This is a genomic window from Streptomyces smaragdinus (assembly GCF_009604385.1).
Lineage (GTDB): Bacteria > Actinomycetota > Actinomycetes > Streptomycetales > Streptomycetaceae > Streptomyces > Streptomyces smaragdinus.
This window is the reverse complement of sequence record NZ_WEGJ01000017.1, coordinates 25,728-42,767: the sequence shown is the minus strand read 5'-3', so window position 1 is coordinate 42,767 and position 17,040 is coordinate 25,728. Positions and strand designations below refer to the sequence as shown.

Genomic DNA, 17,040 nt, shown 5'->3' with positions numbered 1-17,040 from the left:
GGGCAAAGGATGTTAACTTAGGCACGCCTAAGTCTCGGTCCGAGGGGAGCCCACCCGGTGGCGGAACGTCCCACACGCAAGAAGACCCAGGTCAACACCGCCCGCGTGGTGCGCGTCGAACGGCTCACGCCGCATATGACGCGGGTGGTACTGGGGGGCGAGACGCTGAGCGGGCTCGACTGCGGGCAGTACACGGACCACTACATCAAGCTGCTGTTCGACCCCGGGGCCGACGCCCGGCCCGAGCCGTACGACCTGGACGCGATCCGCCGGGACCTGCCCCGCGACCAGTGGCCGGTGACCCGCACGTACACCGTGCGCCGCTGGGACCCGGCCGCCCTCGAACTCACGGTGGACTTCGTGGTGCACGGCGACGAGGGCCTCGCCGGCCCGTGGGCGCTGGCCGCCCGCCCGGGCGAGCGGGTCCGCTTCCTCGGCCCCGGCGGCGCGTACGCCCCGGACCCGGCGGCCGGCTGGCATCTGCTCGCCGGCGACGAGAGCGCCCTGCCGGCGATCGCCGCCGCCCTGGAGCGGCTGCCGCACGACGCCCGGGCGCACGTCTTCCTCGAGGTCGCCGACCGCGCCGAGCGCCAGCCGCTCACCGTGCCGGACGGCACCGAGCTCACCTGGCTGTACCGCGACGGCCGCCGGGTCGGTGACCTGCTGGTCGAGGCCGTCCGGGCACTGCCCCGGCCGGCGGGCCGGATGCACGGCTTCGTGCACGGCGAGGCGGGCATGGTCAAGGAGCTCCGCCGGTATCTGCGGCTCGAGTGCGGTGTGCCGCGCGAGGAACTGTCGGCCTCCGGCTACTGGCGCCTCGGGCACGACGAGGAGGGCTGGCGGGCGACGAAGAAGGACTGGAACGCCCGGATCGAGGCCGAGCAGGACGCCCCGCAGACGGCGGCCGCCTAGCCGTTTCGCCGCTCCCCGTCCGCGCCCGGGCGCCCGGCGTCAGTTGCGCCCCAGCACCCGGGACAGCCCCGCCACCACCGTCGTCGTCAGCACCCAGCCCAGCGCGATCAGCACGTAGCTCAGCACCCCGGCGAAGCCGCCCTCGACGTACCAGGCCGTGCGCTGGCCCAGTCCGCCGATGGGGATGAGCAGGTCCAGGGTGTAGACGAACGGATGGAACGGCGGCCCCTCCCCCGGCTTCACCGCGTGCTCTCGGCCGGAGACGGCGAAGACCACCGAACCGGCCAGGCACAGCGCCGCCAGCCACAGCCCGGCCAGCCACGGCCGGTACCCGTGGCCGACGGTGACGTCCAGCAGGCGGCTCCAGATCCGGCCCGCCGGGCCCAGCGTCGCGGCCTGGCGGCGTCGGCGGGCCAGCAGCACCCGCCGCGCGTCGTCGTCGTGGCCGGCCCGCCGGTAGCACTCGGCGAGCTGCTCGTACGGCTGCGGCGAGTACACCGGGTCCCGCGCCAGCCACCCGATGCGCCACGGTACGTCTCCCCCGTCCCGGCCGCGCAGCGTCCCGTACGCCAGTCCCTCGAGCCGTACCCGCTCCGGCCAGCCCGCCGCGGTGTCGTGCAGCACGGTGACCTGCGTGCCGGACAGGTCGACGGCGTCTGCGGGCGGCACGGCGGGCGTGAACCGCAGGTCGACGGCGTGCAGCCGGGGCAGCAGCACCTGGGGGCAGGCCGCGAGGTCGGCGCCGTCGAAGGTGAGGAGGTCCTGTATCTGGGCGCCCGGCAGCGCGACGTCCCCCTCCGCCGCGAACCCCTGGTCCAGGACGACGGTCGACGCCGTCGCGTTGATCATGTAGAGGGCGGTGCCGCCCGGCCACGACAGCCGGGCCCCCTCCAGGAAGAGCCCCCCGTGCAGCCGCGCCCCCGCGAACCGCACCCCGCCGCGCACCGTGAACCCGTCCCGCCCGAACACCCCGCCCTGCACCTCGACGCCGCCGGCGTAGACGGCCCAGTCCCCCGGCCGGTCGAAGGACGCGCCGTTCAGCAGCAGCTCCCCGGCGATCCGGGCGTTGTTGAGGTTCAGCCGCCCGCCCTCGAAGACCGTGCCCTTGAGGTAGAACGTGCCGGAGACACGCGCGGTCGTGGCGTCGATGCCGGGCAGCCGGCACTTCTTGAACTGCAGCGACGCGGTGGCCGCCGAGTGCAGCACGACCTCCCGCTCCAGCACGCACTCGACGAGGTTCAGCCGGTGCGCGGTCTCGGCCCCCGCCAGATCGAGCGTCCCGGTGATCCGCGCCCCGGCCAGCCGTACGCCCGCCACGGCACCCGGCACGGGCGGGTTGACGCCGAGCAGCAGCGCCGTGATCACCTCGGCCCGTACGGACCCGGCACCGCCGAGGTCCACCCGCCGCCCCTCGGGAAAGGCGTGCCACAACTCCCGCTCGGGCGGCGTCAGTTCGTCGAAGGTCAGCACGCGTGCAGGGTAGCCCTCACCCCACCGAGCTGTACGCCACCACGCCCCGCAGCAGACCGTCCACGGCCTTGCGCGCGCTGCGCGCCACCGTGGAGTCCCCGCCCGGGGCCGCGTGCGCGATCTGGCCCAGGACGTCGACGAGCTGCTTGCACCAGCGCACGAAGTCACCGGCCGGCATGTCCGCCTCGTTCAGCACCACGTCCAGGGACTTGCCCGACGCCCACTGGTGGGCGGCCCAGGCGAAGCCGAGGTCCGGCTCGCGCTGGCCCACGCCGTCCGACTGGTTGATCTTGTGATCCTCCTCGAGGCCGTCCAGCCGCCCCCAGATCCGGACCATGTCGCTCAACGCGCGCCGGGCGTTGCCGCTGGGCAGCTTCGGCGGCATGGCGTCGTCCGCCTGCCGCGCCTCGAACACCAGCGCGGAAGCGCAGGCGGCCAACTCGGCCGGGCCGAGGCCCTCCCAGACGCCCTCGCGCAGACACTCGGAGGCCAGCAGATCCAGCTCGCCGTAGAGCCGGGCCAGGCGCCGGCCGTGCTCGGTGACCTCGTCGCCGCGCAGATAGTCGAGCTCGGCCAGCATCGCGTACACCCGGTCGAAGGTCCGGGCGATGGTGTTCGTCCGGCCCTCGATCCGGCGCTCGAGCTGCCGGGTGTCGCGCCGCAGCCGGTCGTAGCGCTCGGCCCAGCGGGCGTGGTCCTCGCGCTGGTCGCAGCCGTGGCACGGGTGGCGGCGGATCTCCTCGCGCAGCGCGGTGATCTCGCGGTCGTCGGCGGCCGGGGAGCGCGGCTTGCGGTGCCGCTCGGGGACGTAGTGCCCGGCCTTCGTCCGCAGCGCGGAGGCCAGATCGCGGCGCGACTGGGGGCTGCGGGCGTTGAACGACTTGGGGATGCGCATCCGCTCCAGCGGCTCCACCGGCACCGGGAAGTCGGCGGTGTTGAGCCGCTTGACCTGCCGCTGGGCCGTGAGCACCAGCGGGCGCGGGCCGTCGAAGTGGTCGTACCCGCGGTGGCCGTTGGTCCGTCCCGGCGGCAGCCCGGGGTCCAGCACCAGCGCCAGGCCCGCGAACTTGCCCGTCGGCACATGGATCACGTCACCGGGCTTCAGCCGCTCCAGCGCGGTGTGCGCGGCGGCCCGGCGCTGCGCGGCGCCCTGCTTGGCCAGCTCGTTCTCCCGGTCCTTGAGCTTGCGCCGCAGCCCCGCGTACTCGTCGAAGTCCCCGAGGTGGCAGGTCATGGCCGTGCGGTAGCCGGCCAGCCCCTCCTCGTTCTTCTGCACCTGCCGGGAGATCCCGACGACCGAGCGGTCCGCCTGGAACTGCGCGAACGACGTCTCGAGCAGCTCGCGCGAGCGGTGCCGGCCGAACTGCGAGACGAGATTGACCGCCATGTTGTACGAGGGGCGGAACGACGACCGCAGCGGATACGTCCGCGTCCCGGCCAGCCCCGCCAGATGCTCGGGGCTCATGTCCCGCTGCCAGAGCACCACCGCGTGGCCCTCGACGTCGATGCCGCGCCGCCCGGCCCGCCCGGTGAGCTGCGTGAACTCGCCCGGGGTGATGTCGGCGTGGGTCTCGCCGTTCCACTTGACGAGCTTCTCCAGCACCACGGAGCGGGCGGGCATGTTGATGCCCAGCGCCAGGGTCTCGGTCGCGAACACGGCCTTCACCAGGCCCTTGGCGAACAGCTCCTCCACGACCTCCTTGAAAGTCGGCAGCATCCCGGCGTGATGCGCGGCGATGCCCCGCTCCAGGCCCTCCAGCCATTCGAAGTAGCCCAGGACGTTCAGGTCCTCCTGCGGGATCGCGGCCGTACGCTCCTCGACGATCTCGCGGACCCTGACCCGGCCCGCGTCGTCGTTGAGCCGCAGCCCCGAGTACAGGCACTGGTTCACGGCGGCCTCGCAGCCGGCCCGGCTGAAGATGAACGTGATCGCCGGGAGCAGCCCCTCGGCGTCGAGGCGCTCGATGACCTCCACCCGGCTGGGTGTCCACACCCGCCCGCGTGAACGCCGCTCGCGCTCGCGGTCGGCCTCGCGCATATTGCGCCGCGACCGGCCGTACGTGGGTCGCGGGGCGTCCATCCGGGCGAGCTTGACCAGCTCGGGATTGACCACCCGGGAGGAGGGCACGCTGGCGCCCTGCTCCTCCTCGTACAGGTCGTACATCCGCCGGCCGGCCATCACGTGCTGCCACAGCGGCACCGGCCGGTGCTCGGAGACGATCACCTCGGTGTCGCCGCGCACGGTGTCCAGCCAGGCGCCGAACTCCTCGGCGTTGGACACGGTCGCGGAGAGGGAGACCAGGGTCACGGACTCCGGGAGGTGGATGATCACCTCCTCCCAGACCGCGCCGCGGAACCGGTCGGACAGATAGTGGACCTCGTCCATCACGACGTAGCCCAGGCCGCTCAGGGTCTGCGAACCGGCGTAGAGCATGTTGCGCAGCACCTCGGTGGTCATCACGACCACCGGCGCCTCGGAATTGACGGTGTTGTCCCCGGTCAGCAGGCCGACCTTCTCCGCGCCGTAGCGCCGGACGAGGTCGCCGAACTTCTGGTTCGACAGCGCCTTGATGGGCGTGGTGTAGAAGCACTTCTTGCCCTGGGCGAGGGCCAGGTGGACGGCGAACTCGCCCACGATCGTCTTGCCGGAGCCGGTCGGGGCGGCGACCAGCACGCCCTTCCCGTCCTCCAGCGCCCGGCAGGCCTCGACCTGGAAGTCGTCGAGGTCGAATTCGTACAGCTCGCGGAAGGCCGCGAGGGCGGTGGCCCGGTCGGCGGCGCGGCGCCTGGCCTCGGCGTACCGCTGGGCAGGTGAGAGCTCGTCGGTCATCTTGTCTCCGAGCCTACCCGCACGGTGTGACACCGCACGCGATCTTTTTCCGGGGGCAGGAGGCGGGGGCGGGGGTGGGGTCAGGTGATGTCGTCGTAGCCGCCGCGGCGGGCGGGGTCGGCGGTGTCGGAGTCGCCGCCGGCCTGCTCGGGCAGGGCGGGCGCGGCGGAGGCGGCGACCGTCTCGACCTCGCCGATGGCCTCGGGGGTCAGGTCCAGGTCGGAGGCCTCGTCGTCGTCCGGTCCCATGGCCGCGCGGCGGGCCTTGCGGCGGTCGTTGACCAGGGAGAACCCGCAGGCGCCGAAGTAGAGCACGATCACCGGGCCGGCCAGGGCGAACATGCCGATCGGGTCGGTGCTCGGGGTGGCGATCGCGCCGAACGCCACAATGCTCATGATCATCCAGCGCCACCAGCCGAGCATCTTCTTCCCGCTCAGCGCGCCGCCCAGGTTCAGCAGCACGAGGACCAGCGGCAGCTCGAAGGAGAGGCCGAAGACGACGATCATGCGGGTCAGCAGATCGAGGAAGTCGGGGATCGGCAGCAGGTTCTTGGTGTTGTCCGGGGTGAAGTCGAGCAGCACCTCGGCGGTCGTCGGCAGGATCGCGTACGCGAAGTAGGCGCCGCACAGGAACAGCGGCACACCGGCGGCGACGAACCACAGGGAGTACTTCTTCTCGTGCCGGTGCAGACCCGGCGCGAGGAACGCCCACAGCTGGTACAGCCAGACCGGCGTGGAGACGACCAGGCCGGTCATGAAGGAGACCTTCAGCAGGGTCGAGAACGGTGAGATGAGGCCGTTCATCGTGAAGTCGGCGCACTGCTTCTGTTCCCCGATGTCGGAGACCTTCAGCCCGTCGGGACAGCCGACGGAGTCCAGCACGGGCGCCATCAGGAAGTCGACGATGTGCTGGTAGAAGAAGAGCGCGGCGATCGTCACGACCAGGATCGCGCCGACGGCCTTGATCAGCCGGTCCCGGAGTTCGCGCAGATGGTCCGCGAGCGGCATCCGCCCCTCGGGGTCCTTCTCCCTGCGCTCCTTGCGCTCTTTACTGCGGGCGGACTTGAGCAACCCACGTCCTCATCTCGTGCGGCCAGCCGTCCCCGGCTGCCGTGTCGGCGAACCCTGCGACCGGGGCCCCGGTATCAGGGCCCCGCGAACCGGCCTCGCGTCAGCGCGGGGCCTGGGTGTCGTTCGGCTCCGTGACGGGGCGGGTGTTCTGCTCGCTGACCGGTCGGGAGCTGGTGACGTCCCCGGGAGCGGCCTGGATCGTCTTGGGGGCCTGCTGCGCCGGCGGGTCGGAGGGAGCCGCGGCGGTGTCCGTGCCCTCGGACTTCATCGCCTTCGCCTCGCTCTTGAGGATACGGGCGGACTTGCCGAGCGAGCGGGCCATCTCGGGCAGCTTCTTCGCTCCGAAGAGCAGGATGATGACGACGAGGATAAGGATGATCTCCGTCGGGCCGAGCCGTCCGAACATAAGCTTCTACCTTCTCACCGAGGCGGCGTGGATCTGGCTGCGATCGTAACCCGCGAGGGTGAACGCCAGGCAATCCTCCTGGGTGCACCAGGTTGCGCCCCCGCCTCGCTGCGGGGCCCAACCGTTTGCAGAGTACCGCCCGGTCCTGCACCCACAAAGGTCACAGTCCGGTTACGGAGCCTTTCACCAGCGGCGTTACCGCGTTTTCGACCTCCTGGGCAGCTCTGGCGACGGCCTCGGAGGCCTCCTCCACCCGCCGCGCCAGGCGGCGGACCTCGATCCAGACGCGGGCGGCGAGGACCGCGAGGACGGTCAGGCCGAGGACACCGGCGGCGATCGCGATCATGGGCCAGAGCATGGGGGGAGCCTAACGGAGCGGGGGCTCAGGCCTCCGCGTACGCCTCGAGCGCCTTGACCGCCGCGGCGCGGGCGGCGTCGGCGAGATCGCCGGGGGCGACGATCCGCCCGTCGCGGCCCAGCCGCAGCGCCAGCCGGCGCAGCGAGGAGGGGTCGGGGGCGCGCAGCGTGATGCGCAGGCCGCCCTCGGGCAGTTCCTCGGCGCTGTCGTGCGGGTAGTACTCGGCGACCCACCGGCCGCCGGGCCCGACCTCGACCACGACCTCCGGATCCTCCTCGGTCGTACGCACCAGGCTCTCGGAGAGGTCGCGCAGCTCCACCGGCGGCGGGTCCGCGGGCAGCGGGAGCATCCGGACCTCGGCGACGCGGTCCAGCCGGAAGGTGCGGCGGTCCTCCGACAGCCGGCACCAGGCCTCCATGTACGTACGGCCCACGGTGAACAGCCGGATCGGGTCGACCTCGCGCTCGGTGAGCTCGTCCCGGGCCGGGGAGTAGTACTTCAGCCACAGCCGGCGGCGCTCCGAGATCGCCCGGTCCACCTCGGCGAACACCCCGCCCTCCGACTCGAACGTCACCGTGACGCTCGCGCTGGCGTCGGCCGCCTCGCCCGCGGCGGCCTCCAGCTTGGCCGTGGCCCGCAGCAGCGCCTGCCGGTCGCCCTCGCGCAGCCCCGGCAGCGTCGCCACCGCGCGGGCGGCCACCAGCAGCGCCGTCGCCTCGTCCGCCGCCAGCCGCAGCGGCTCGCCGGTGGAGGTGGCGTCGGGATTGCGGAACCAGACGCGCTCGCCGTCGGTGTCGATGTCCAGCAGGTCACCGCCGCGGAAGCTCGTCCCGCACATCGGCAGCACGTTCAGATCGCGGATCAGCTCGTCCTCGGTGATCCCGAAGGCGCGGGCGACGTCGCTCACGCGGGCGCCGTTGCGCTCCCCGAGATACGTCACCAGCGACAGCATCCGCCGGGTCTGGTCGATCGCGTTGGCCATCGGCCGGTCACTCCCCCTTGGCCACGGCACGCAGCCGGTCCACGACATCCGCCCGCAGCTCGGACGGCTCCAGCACCACCACATCGGGGCCGAACTCCACCAGCCAGGCGTCCAGCCCGTGCCCGTACGGGATCTCCAGCTCGTCCCAGCCCGGCAGCGCGGCCTCCCGGATGCCCAGCGCCTTCGCCCGCAGCGGGTAGCCGCAGCCGGTGCGCAGCCGGATCAGCGCGGTACGGTCGGCGATCTCCCCGGCCCAGCGCTCGACGGTCTCGCGGACCTCGACCCGGTCCGGTACGTCCCGGACGAAGCCGTTGCCCCGGGCCCGGACCCGGCCGGTGATCCGCGACAGCCGGAAGACCCGCTCGGCCGCCCGGTCGCGGTCCCAGCCGGCGAGATACCACTGGCCGCGCCAGCACTCCAGCTGCCAGGGCTCCACGTGCCGCTGCTCGGGACGGGCTGCGGAGGCCTTGCGGTAGTCGAAGACCACCGGACGCCGGTCGCGGCAGGCCAGCATCAGCGGCTCGAACGCGGCCTCGCGGGCGGGGATGCGGGGCTCGATCGCCGAGTGCTCCCCGTACGGGACGTCCGCCACCGGCATGCCCGCCGCGCGGAGCTTCTGCAGGGCGCCGCTGGCCGCGCCGGCCAGGCGGGCGTGCTGCCACACCTTCGCGGCGACGCCGAGGGCGGCGGCCTCCTCGGCGTCCAGGGTGATCGGGGGGAGGCGGTTGCTGTCGCGGCGGGCGAGGTAGCCGGTGTCGCCGTCGAGGCTCTCGACGGTCTCGATGATCAGGCCGAGTTCGCGGAGGTCGTCCTTGTCGCGCTCGAACATCCGGTTGAAGGCCTCGTCGCCTGCGGCGTCGCTCGGGCGGCCGGGGAAGCCGCCGGCTTCGATGTACGCCTCGATCGAGCCTCTCAGCTCACGCTTCGTCAGGGGGCGGTTGGTGGCGAGGAGGCACAGCGCGAGATTCATCAGCCGTTCGGCCTTGGCGATCGCCATCGCTGCCCCTGTTCCCCTGCACCTCGCCGCGGTTCGCGGCCACGGCCCCGACGTTACCGCGCCCCACCCCCGCCCACCAAAGCGCACCCCACCGGGGGGCACCCCCCGTCCTGGGGCTCCGCCCCGGACCCCGGTTCGGCGCTGCGCGCCTCGGCCTCGGCCGCCGGCCGGGCTGGACAGGGGTTCTCCCCGCTCCCGGCCGCCGGCCGGGCTTCTCGGCGCTGCGCGCCTCGCCCTCAAACGCCGGGCGGGCTGGAAATGGCTCACTCCGCGCCGTCGGCCGGCGGCCGGCCTGTGGGGCGCTGCATCTCGCGCCCGCGCGGGCTGGAGCCGGGGCGCTGTGTCGCGCCTCATGTCCGGGCGCGGGCCGCAGCCGGTTCGCTGGTGTCGCGTCTCATGTCCGGGCGCGGGCCGCAGCGGCGGCTCCGCTGGACGTGGAGACTCTGGTCTCGGTGCCGGACCACGCTCCGCCGCCGCTCCGTCCCGCCCCCTCGTTACGCCGGCGACCTGCGGAACGCGGCCGGTCCGGCCACGGCGTGGGCGGCGCCCGATGCACCACGCTGTGGGCAGGGCTCACCCCGCCGGACGGCGCCCAAACCCACAGCAACGCTGTGGGCAGGCGTCCCGCAGGGCGGGACGGGTGGGCACAGCGGACCGCAGCAATCGACGCGCCAACGCGCCCAGCACAACAGCGACGGCCGCAGGCCGAGGACGCGCTCCGCGCTGCAGCGGTCGCAGGCCCAGAACGCAAGAGGGGCCCAGGGGCGTGAGCCCCGGGCCCCGTGCGGGAAGGCGACGTCAGACCGAGACGAGGTCGCAGACGAAGATCAGGGTCTCGTTCGGACCGATCTTGCCCCCGGCGCCCCGAGCGCCGTAGGCGAGATGCGGAGGAATGATCAGCTGCCGGCGCCCGCCGACCCGCATGCCCTGGATCCCCTGGTCCCAGCCGGGGATGACCTGCCCGGCCCCGAGCCCGAACTGCAGCGGCGTGCCGCGGTTCCAGCTCGAGTCGAACTCCTCGCCCGAGCCGAAGGAGACGCCGACGTAGTGGACGGAGACGGTGTCGCCGGCCTTCGCCACCGGGCCGTCACCCTCCCAGAGGTCCTTGATCTCGAGATCGGCCGGCGGCTCGCCGCCCGGGAAGTCGACCTCGGGCTTGTCGATGCTCACGTCACTTGCTCCTAAGCAGAACCATCGGTGGTTAACCAGGACAGTCTTCCAGACCCGCCCCGGGGACCGACGCGCGGCGGCGGGGGTCAGACCGTGCCGAGGATGTCCACCACGAACACCAGCGACTTCTCCGCCAGCTCATGCCCCTGCGAGTCGCCGTAGGCCAGCTTCGGCGGGATCACCAGCAGCACCCGGTCGCCGACCTTCTTGCCGACCAGACCCTGGTCCCAGCCCTTGACGACCGAGCCGGTGCCGATCTGGAAGGCCGTGGCGCCGCCGTGGTCCCACGACGAGTCGAACTTCTTGCCGTCCTCCCAGGCCACCCCGGTGTACTGGGCGATCAGGCCCTGGCCCTTCTCCACCACCGGGCCGGTGCCCTTGATCAGCACCTGCTGCTGAAGCTTGTCCGGCGCGTCCTGGCCCTTCGGAATCGTGATCTCCGCGGGCTTCTGGCGCGGCACCTGGACCTGGAGCCCGAACTGCGGCTCGGCCATCTCGCCCTTCGCCTCGGCCTTGGCCTCGGCGGTCGCGGCGCCGACGACGTCGATCGCCCAGACCAGACCGTCGGACTCCTTGATCCCGGACTGCGGGTTCAGGTTCTGGCCCACCAGATCGCCCGCGCTGCCCTCGACCAGGATCCGGCTGCCGGGCTTGGCGCCGACGACCGCGTCGAGGACCTTCGGCGGCAGCATCGGGTTCTGTTCGCCGGTCTTGGCGACGACCTGCTGGCGGGTGGGCCCCTGCGCGGCCCAGGTACCGCCCAGGTCGCGGTTGTCCTTCATGGCCATGCCGGAGAAGTCCAGCCGTACGTAGTCGCCCTTCTTGACCGCGGCGCCCTTCCCCTGGACGAGGGTCTTCACGGCGATCGACGCGGGAGCCTTCGCCCCGGACGGCACCTTGATCGTCGGCTTCTCGCCGAAACCGCCGGTGACCTGCGACACCACCGCGGCGGCCTTCGTGCCCTTGTCCGAGCCGGACGAGTCGTCCGAGCCGCAGGCGGCGGTGAACAGCAGGGCCGGCACGGCGACGGCCACGACGAGGCGCGTCTTCTTGCTGAGGTTCATGAAACCAACTCGTGAGTAGGGGGCGGGCGGGTCCTGCCACTGTACGGCCTGGACCACCCGCCCCCGCCGGCATGCGCCGGGCGAAACCCCCGGTACACCTGGGTGGAGCACCCTCACATGCCCGCGATCAGCTTTTCTACCCGGTCGTCCACCGAGCGGAACGGGTCCTTGCACAGCACCGTGCGCTGCGCCTGGTCGTTCAGCTTCAGATGCACCCAGTCCACCGTGAAGTCGCGGCGCTGCTCCTGCGCCCGGCGGATGAAGTCGCCGCGCAGCCGCGCCCGGGTGGTCTGCGGCGGTACGGACTTGCCCTCGAAGATCTTCAGGTCGTTGCACACCCGGGCCGCCTGGCCCCGCTTCTCCAGCAGGTAGTACAGCCCGCGGCGGCGGTGGATGTCGTGGTAGGCGAGGTCTATCTGCGCGATCCGGGGGTGGGAGAGGGTGATGTTGTTCTTCGCCCGGTAGCGCTCGATGAGGTTGTGCTTCATCACCCAGTCGATCTCCGTGGAGATCTTGTCGAGCTCCTCGGCGCGGATCGCCTCCAGCGTGCGGCCCCACAGCTCCAGCACCCGCTCGATGGTGCCGGAGCGGATACCGCGCCGCTCGCAGAAGTCGACGGCCTTCTCGAAGTACTCCTGCTGCACCTCCAGCGCGGAGGCCTCCCGGCCGCTGGCCAGGCGTACCTTGCGCTGTCCGGTCATGTCGTGGCTGACCTCGCGGATCGCCCGGATCGGGTTCTCCAGGGTCAGGTCCCGCATGACCGTGCCGGCCTCGATCATCCGCAGCACCAGGTCGGTCGCGCCGACCTTCAGCAGCATCGTGGTCTCGGACATGTTGGAGTCGCCGACGATCACGTGCAGCCGCCGGTAGCGCTCGGCGTCGGCGTGCGGCTCGTCGCGGGTGTTGATGATCGGCCGGGACCGGGTCGTCGCGGAGCTGACGCCCTCCCAGATGTGCTCCGCGCGCTGGCTGACGCAGTAGACGGCGCCGCGCGGCGTCTGCAGTACCTTTCCGGCGCCGCAGATCAGCTGCCGGGTCACCAGGAACGGGATGAGGATGTCGGCGAGCCGGGAGAACTCCCCGTGCCGCGCCACCAGATAGTTCTCGTGACAGCCGTAGGAGTTGCCGGCGGAATCGGTGTTGTTCTTGAAGAGGTAGACGTCACCGGCGATTCCCTCCTCGTGCAGCCGGCGCTCCGCGTCCACCAGGAGGCCTTCCAGAATGCGCTCGCCGGACTTGTCGTGCGTGACCAGCTCGATCACGTTGTCGCACTCGGGAGTGGCGTACTCCGGGTGCGAACCCACGTCGAGATACAGGCGGGCGCCGTTGCGCAGGAAGACATTGCTGCTGCGGCCCCAGGAAACGACTCGGCGGAAGAGGTAACGCGCCACCTCATCCGGGGACAACCGGCGCTGCCCCCTGAACGTGCAAGTGACGCCGTACTCGTTCTCCAGCCCGAAGATTCGGCGGTCCATGTCTGAACATTACGCCTGAAGGGCTGCGCTGAAACCGGGTTCGGCGACGGCGATTCGATCATTTTCGCGCATGTCACCGGCGGGCGGACACGCCCGGAACCGGCCTCGGCGCCGCCTGCTCGCCATTCCGGCGGACCGGGCGGTCACCCGGTCCGCCGTGCTGTGTCAGCTCTTGCCGGCGTCGTCCCCGGAGGCGTCGGAGTCCGCGGCGTCCTCGGAGCCGGAGCCCCCGGAGCCGGCGGACGCGTCGCCCGGCGACTCGTCGGGCAGGTCCAGGATCTCCTCGTCGTCGTCAGCCGCGGCGTCCGCGGAGGCGTCGGCGGACGGCTGCTCGCCCTCCAGCAGGCGGGTCAGCTGACCGCCCAGGATCCGCTTGAACTTGCGCTGCTGGGGCCGGCGCCGGTCCAGCACCGCGACCTCGAGCTGATCGGCCGTCAGCGTGCGCTCGCTGCCGTTGGTGTCCCGGGTGAGGGACTCCACCGCCAGCTTCAGCGCCTCGGCCAGGGTCATGCCCTCGCGGTGGCGCGACTCCAGATACGAGCTGATCTGGTCGGCGTTGCCGCCGACGGCCACCGAGCCGTGCTCGTCGACGATCGACCCGTCGTGCGGCAGCCGGTAGACCTGGTCGTCCGCCGGGGCCTCCCCGACCTCGGCGACGATCAGCTCCACCTCGTACGGCTTCTCCGCCACCGACGAGAAGATCGTGCCCAGCGTCTGGGCGTAGACGTTCGCCAGGCCGCGGGCCGTGACGTCGTCCCGGTCGTAGGTGTAGCCGCGCAGGTCGGCGTAGCGGACGCCGCCGATGCGCAGGTTCTCGAACTCGTTGTACTTGCCGACCGCCGCGAAGGCGATCCGGTCGTAGATCTCGCTGACCTTGTGGAGTGCGCGGGACGGGTTCTCGGCGACGAAGAGGATGCCGTCCGCGTACTGCAGCACGACGACGCTGCGGCCGCGCGCGATGCCCTTGCGGGCGTACTCGGCGCGATCCTGCATCGCCTGCTGGGGTGAGACATAGAACGGGGTCGACACCGGCTATCCGTCCCTTTCGCTGCGTCGGGGGCGCGGTCGCGGCCGCACCAGTTCATCCAGGGCCCGCATGGCGCTACAGCACCGCGGCGCGCGGGCCGTCGGGGTGCTCCAGCCGGCCGTCCACGACCGAGCGGGCGATCTCCATGGACTCCGTCTCCGTGAGCCGGCGGTAGCCCTCGTCCGTGATGACCGTGAGGATCGGGAAGATACGCCGGGCCATGTCCGGGCCGCCCGTCGCCGAGTCGTCGTCGGCGGCGTCGTACAGCGCCTGGACGGCGGCCGTCGTGGCCTCGGACTCCGAGAGGTCCTCGCGGTAGAGCTTCTTCAGGCTGCCCCGGGCGAACACCGAGCCCGAGCCGACGGCGGCGAAGCCGTGCTCCTCCGAGCGGCCGCCCGTCACGTCGTACGAGAAGATCCGGCCGCGCTCGCGGGCCAGGTCCCAGCCGGCGAACAGCGGCACGACGGCCAGGCCCTGCATCGCCATGCCGAGGTTCGAGCGGATCATCGTGGTGAGGCGGTTGGCCTTGCCCTCGAGGGAGAGCGTGGCGCCCTCCACCTTCTCGAAGTGCTCCAGCTCCAGCTGGAAGAGCTTGACCATCTCCACCGCGAGGCCCGCGGTGCCGGCGATGCCGATCGCCGAGTACTCGTCGGCCGGGAACACCTTCTCGATGTCCCGCTGGGCGATCATGTTCCCCATGGTGGCGCGGCGGTCGCCGGCCAGGACGACGCCGCCGGGGAACGTCAGCGCCACGATCGTCGTGCCGTGCGGGGCCTGCAGGACGCCCTCGGCCGGCAGCTCCCGGCGCCCCGGCAGCGCCTCGGGGGCGTGCTGGGCCAGGAAGTCGAGGAACGACGACGACCCGGGCGTCAGGAAGGCAGCCGGCAGACGCCCGGTGCTACGAGGGTTGGCTTCCACGCGTTTCCTTCCGGATAGGCGGCGGCGCGACGGGGCACGGCGGGCGAAGGCCCGGACCGTACCGACGGCCGAATTGCGGTTGAAGCACGTACGCCACGGACCCTACCCGTCCCGTGGCGGTGATCCACCTGGGCGGCGGAAGCTCACGGGAGGCCTTCGCTGTGGGCGAAGACCTCCCGCGGCCACCGCTGTTCACTCCGGGAGCGACAGCTCCCGGCGGCGTTCACATCCGTGAATCACTGTCCACCCTTTTGAACGAACGAACGCACGAAGTCCTCCGCGTTCTCCTCGAGGACGTCGTCGATCTCGTCCAGCACGGAGTCCACGTCGTCCGAGAGCTTCTCGTGCCGCTCCTTGAGGTCGGACTCCGCCTCCGCCTGCTGCTCCTCGACCTCCTCGGAGGTCTTCGAGGCCTTCTTCTGTCCGCCGCCAGTGTCCTTGGTCGCCATGTCCCTCACCCCGCTCGGTTCAGTCCGCGTGCAAGATCAGCTGTTATAGACCCTACAAGGCCGGTCGGACATCGGCCCCGTAGTTCCCACAACGTGCGAGTACCACCCTGGTGATTCCCGCATCACGGGCATTTCAGCCCACTTCTGCGGTACAGCAGTGTGCGATCGGTGCCGGATCAGCCCCCGGACAGCACCCGTACCAGCTCTTCGGCCGTACGGCAGCGGTCCAGGAGTTCCTTGACATGGTTCCTGGTACCCCGCAGGGGTTCCAGGGTGGGCACCCGCTGCAGCGAGTCCCGGCCGGGCAGGTCGAAGATCACCGAGTCCCAGGAGGCCGCCGCGACGTCGTCGGCGTACTGCTCCAGACAGCGGCCCCGGAAATAGGCCCGGGTGTCCTCCGGCGGCTCGGTCTTGGCCCGCTCCACGTCCTGCTCGTCCAGCAGCCGCTTGATGCTGCCGCGCGCGGTGAGCCGGTTGTACAGGCCCTTGTCCGGGCGCACGTCCGCGTACTGCAGGTCGACCAGCTGCAGCCGGGCGGCGTCCCACTCCAGACCGTCACGGCGCCGGTAGCCCTCGAGGAGGTGGAGCTTGGCGACCCAGTCGAGCTCGCCCGCCAGGCTCATCGGATCCGTCTCGAGCCGGTTGAGGGTGTCCTCCCAGCGGGTCAGCACGTCCGTGGTCTGCTCGTCGGCGTCCGTGCCGAAGCGGTCCTCGACGTACTTGCGGGCCAGCTCGCAGTACTCCATCTGGAGCTGCACCGCGGTCAGCGTACGGCCGCTGCGCAGCGTGACCAGGTGGCCGAGGGAGGCGTCGTGGGAGACCTGGTGGAGGGTGCGTACGGGCTGCTCCACGGCCAGGTCCACCGCGATGAACCCGTCCTCGATCATGGACAGGACCAGCGCCGTGGTGCCGAGCTTGAGGTAGGTGGAGATCTCCGACAGATTGGCGTCGCCGATGATCACATGCAGCCGGCGGTACTTCTCCGCGTCGGCGTGCGGCTCGTCCCGGGTGTTGATGATGGGCCGCTTCAGGGTGGTCTCCAGTCCCACCTCGACCTCGAAGTAGTCGGCCCGCTGGCTGAGCTGGAAGCCGTGCGCGGTGCCGTCCTGGCCGATGCCGACCCGGCCGGCGCCCGTGACGACCTGGCGGGAGACGAAGAACGGCGTCAGATGGCGCACGATGTCCGAGAACGGGGTCTCCCGCTTCATCAGATAGTTCTCGTGCGTGCCGTAGCTGGCGCCCTTGTTGTCGGTGTTGTTCTTGTACAGATGGATCGGCTGGGCACCGGGGAGCTGCGCGGCGCGCACGGCGGCCTCCGCCATGATCCGCTCGCCGGCCTTGTCCCACAGCACCGCGTCACGCGGGTTGGTGACCTCGGGGGCGCTGTACTCGGGGTGGGCGTGGTCGACGTACAGGCGCGCGCCGTTGGTGAGGATCACGTTGGCGAGGCCGATGTCCTCGTCCGTGAGCTGGCTGGAGTCCGCCGCCTCCCGCGCGAGGTCGAAGCCGCGGGCGTCGCGCAGCGGGTTCTCCTCCTCGAAGTCCCAGCGCGCGCGCCGGGCCCGGTGCATCGCCGCCGCGTAGGCGTTGACGACCTGGGACGAGGTGAGCATGGCATTGGCATTGGGGTGGCCCGGCACGGAGATCCCGTACTCCGTCTCGATGCCCATTACTCGCCGTACGGTCATGCGGCCCTCCTTGCCCGGCACCGCCCTCTGCCCTGGGCGGCGCTCAAGTACCGCTGTGTGTCCGGCACGTACACCGATCGCGCGCCGGTACGGAAGAGCCTAGAACGCCATTGGGGTGGTGGGGAGATCATTACGGTCATTGCTTTTCGCCGGCCGGTGCGGCCGGCGGGTAAGCAGCGTCCGGCCGCGGAATACCCGTTCGGGCTTCCACAGCCGGACGCCGT

At 71.6% G+C, this 17,040-nt stretch carries 15 protein-coding genes; 1 reads left to right on the top strand and 14 read right to left on the bottom strand.

Annotation, left to right across the window (positions count from 1 at the left end):
* Positions 1–57 precede the first annotated feature (57 nt).
* Positions 58–912 carry a siderophore-interacting protein gene (locus SRB5_RS20915; protein ID WP_323378223.1) on the top strand — a complete coding sequence of 285 codons (855 nt, stop codon included), beginning with the start codon at positions 58–60 and terminating at the stop codon, positions 910–912.
* 39 nt (positions 913–951) lie between these two features.
* Here the strand turns inward: SRB5_RS20915 and SRB5_RS20910 are convergent, their stop codons facing one another.
* The 14 genes from SRB5_RS20910 to dop all read right to left on the bottom strand — a co-directional run bounded on the left by SRB5_RS20910 (position 952) and on the right by dop (position 16,816).
* Entirely contained in the window at positions 952–2,382 is a 1,431-nt protein-coding gene (locus tag SRB5_RS20910; RefSeq protein ID WP_153454259.1) for an oxidoreductase, read from the bottom strand.
* A 16-nt stretch (positions 2,383–2,398) separates the two neighbouring features.
* Positions 2,399–5,212: a DEAD/DEAH box helicase gene (locus SRB5_RS20905; RefSeq protein WP_153454257.1), complete on the bottom strand. Its 2,814-nt coding sequence runs from the start codon at positions 5,210–5,212 to the stop codon at positions 2,399–2,401.
* Between the two features lie 80 nt (positions 5,213–5,292).
* Positions 5,293–6,282, bottom strand: a complete 990-nt coding sequence (gene tatC, locus SRB5_RS20900; RefSeq protein ID WP_228390260.1) for a twin-arginine translocase subunit TatC — start codon at positions 6,280–6,282, stop codon at positions 5,293–5,295.
* Positions 6,283–6,382: 100 nt separating this feature from the next.
* Positions 6,383–6,688 carry a Sec-independent protein translocase subunit TatA gene (tatA, locus tag SRB5_RS20895; RefSeq protein ID WP_153454254.1) on the bottom strand — a complete coding sequence of 102 codons (306 nt, stop codon included), beginning with the start codon at positions 6,686–6,688 and terminating at the stop codon, positions 6,383–6,385.
* 160 nt (positions 6,689–6,848) lie between these two features.
* Positions 6,849–7,046, bottom strand: a complete 198-nt coding sequence (locus tag SRB5_RS20890) for a hypothetical protein (protein ID WP_153454252.1) — start codon at positions 7,044–7,046, stop codon at positions 6,849–6,851.
* Between the two features lie 25 nt (positions 7,047–7,071).
* Entirely contained in the window at positions 7,072–8,028 is a 957-nt protein-coding gene (locus tag SRB5_RS20885) for a helix-turn-helix transcriptional regulator (protein WP_153454250.1), read from the bottom strand.
* A gap of 7 nt (positions 8,029–8,035) precedes the next feature.
* Complete coding sequence (locus SRB5_RS20880; RefSeq protein WP_153454248.1) at positions 8,036–9,025, bottom strand: helix-turn-helix transcriptional regulator; 990 nt, start codon at positions 9,023–9,025, stop codon at positions 8,036–8,038.
* A gap of 798 nt (positions 9,026–9,823) precedes the next feature.
* Complete coding sequence (locus tag SRB5_RS20875; protein WP_323378221.1) at positions 9,824–10,195, bottom strand: FKBP-type peptidyl-prolyl cis-trans isomerase; 372 nt, start codon at positions 10,193–10,195, stop codon at positions 9,824–9,826.
* An 86-nt stretch (positions 10,196–10,281) separates the two neighbouring features.
* On the bottom strand, positions 10,282–11,259 hold the full coding sequence (locus SRB5_RS20870) for an FKBP-type peptidyl-prolyl cis-trans isomerase (RefSeq protein ID WP_153454244.1): 978 nt from the start codon (positions 11,257–11,259) through the stop codon (positions 10,282–10,284).
* Positions 11,260–11,372: 113 nt separating this feature from the next.
* Positions 11,373–12,734 (bottom strand): Pup--protein ligase, encoded by a 1,362-nt coding sequence (gene pafA, locus SRB5_RS20865; protein ID WP_153454242.1) that lies wholly within the window; start codon positions 12,732–12,734, stop codon positions 11,373–11,375.
* A 165-nt stretch (positions 12,735–12,899) separates the two neighbouring features.
* The gene (gene prcA / locus SRB5_RS20860) at positions 12,900–13,763 is read right to left on the bottom strand and encodes a proteasome subunit alpha (protein WP_323378220.1); all 864 of its coding nucleotides are present in this window, start codon (positions 13,761–13,763) and stop codon (positions 12,900–12,902) included.
* 73 nt (positions 13,764–13,836) lie between these two features.
* Positions 13,837–14,679, bottom strand: a complete 843-nt coding sequence (gene prcB / locus SRB5_RS20855; RefSeq protein ID WP_323378219.1) for a proteasome subunit beta — start codon at positions 14,677–14,679, stop codon at positions 13,837–13,839.
* A 236-nt stretch (positions 14,680–14,915) separates the two neighbouring features.
* Positions 14,916–15,128 carry a ubiquitin-like protein Pup gene (locus SRB5_RS20845; protein ID WP_153454238.1) on the bottom strand — a complete coding sequence of 71 codons (213 nt, stop codon included), beginning with the start codon at positions 15,126–15,128 and terminating at the stop codon, positions 14,916–14,918.
* Positions 15,129–15,304: 176 nt separating this feature from the next.
* On the bottom strand, positions 15,305–16,816 hold the full coding sequence (gene dop / locus SRB5_RS20840) for a depupylase/deamidase Dop (RefSeq protein ID WP_153454236.1): 1,512 nt from the start codon (positions 16,814–16,816) through the stop codon (positions 15,305–15,307).
* Positions 16,817–17,040 lie beyond the last annotated feature (224 nt).

Bases quoted from the DNA above. Each gene is read 5' to 3' on its own strand.
- SRB5_RS20905 (WP_153454257.1), bottom strand. From the start codon at position 5,212: ATGACCGACGAGCTCTCACCTGCCCAGCGGTACGCCGAGGCCAGGCGC.
- tatA (WP_153454254.1), bottom strand. From the start codon at position 6,688: ATGTTCGGACGGCTCGGCCCGACGGAGATCATCCTTATCCTCGTCGTC.
- SRB5_RS20890 (WP_153454252.1), bottom strand. From the start codon at position 7,046: ATGCTCTGGCCCATGATCGCGATCGCCGCCGGTGTCCTCGGCCTGACC.
- SRB5_RS20885 (WP_153454250.1), bottom strand. From the start codon at position 8,028: ATGGCCAACGCGATCGACCAGACCCGGCGGATGCTGTCGCTGGTGACG.
- SRB5_RS20880 (WP_153454248.1), bottom strand. From the start codon at position 9,025: ATGGCGATCGCCAAGGCCGAACGGCTGATGAATCTCGCGCTGTGCCTC.
- SRB5_RS20870 (WP_153454244.1), bottom strand. From the start codon at position 11,259: ATGAACCTCAGCAAGAAGACGCGCCTCGTCGTGGCCGTCGCCGTGCCG.
- pafA (WP_153454242.1), bottom strand. From the start codon at position 12,734: ATGGACCGCCGAATCTTCGGGCTGGAGAACGAGTACGGCGTCACTTGC.
- SRB5_RS20845 (WP_153454238.1), bottom strand. From the start codon at position 15,128: ATGGCGACCAAGGACACTGGCGGCGGACAGAAGAAGGCCTCGAAGACC.
- dop (WP_153454236.1), bottom strand. From the start codon at position 16,816: ATGACCGTACGGCGAGTAATGGGCATCGAGACGGAGTACGGGATCTCC.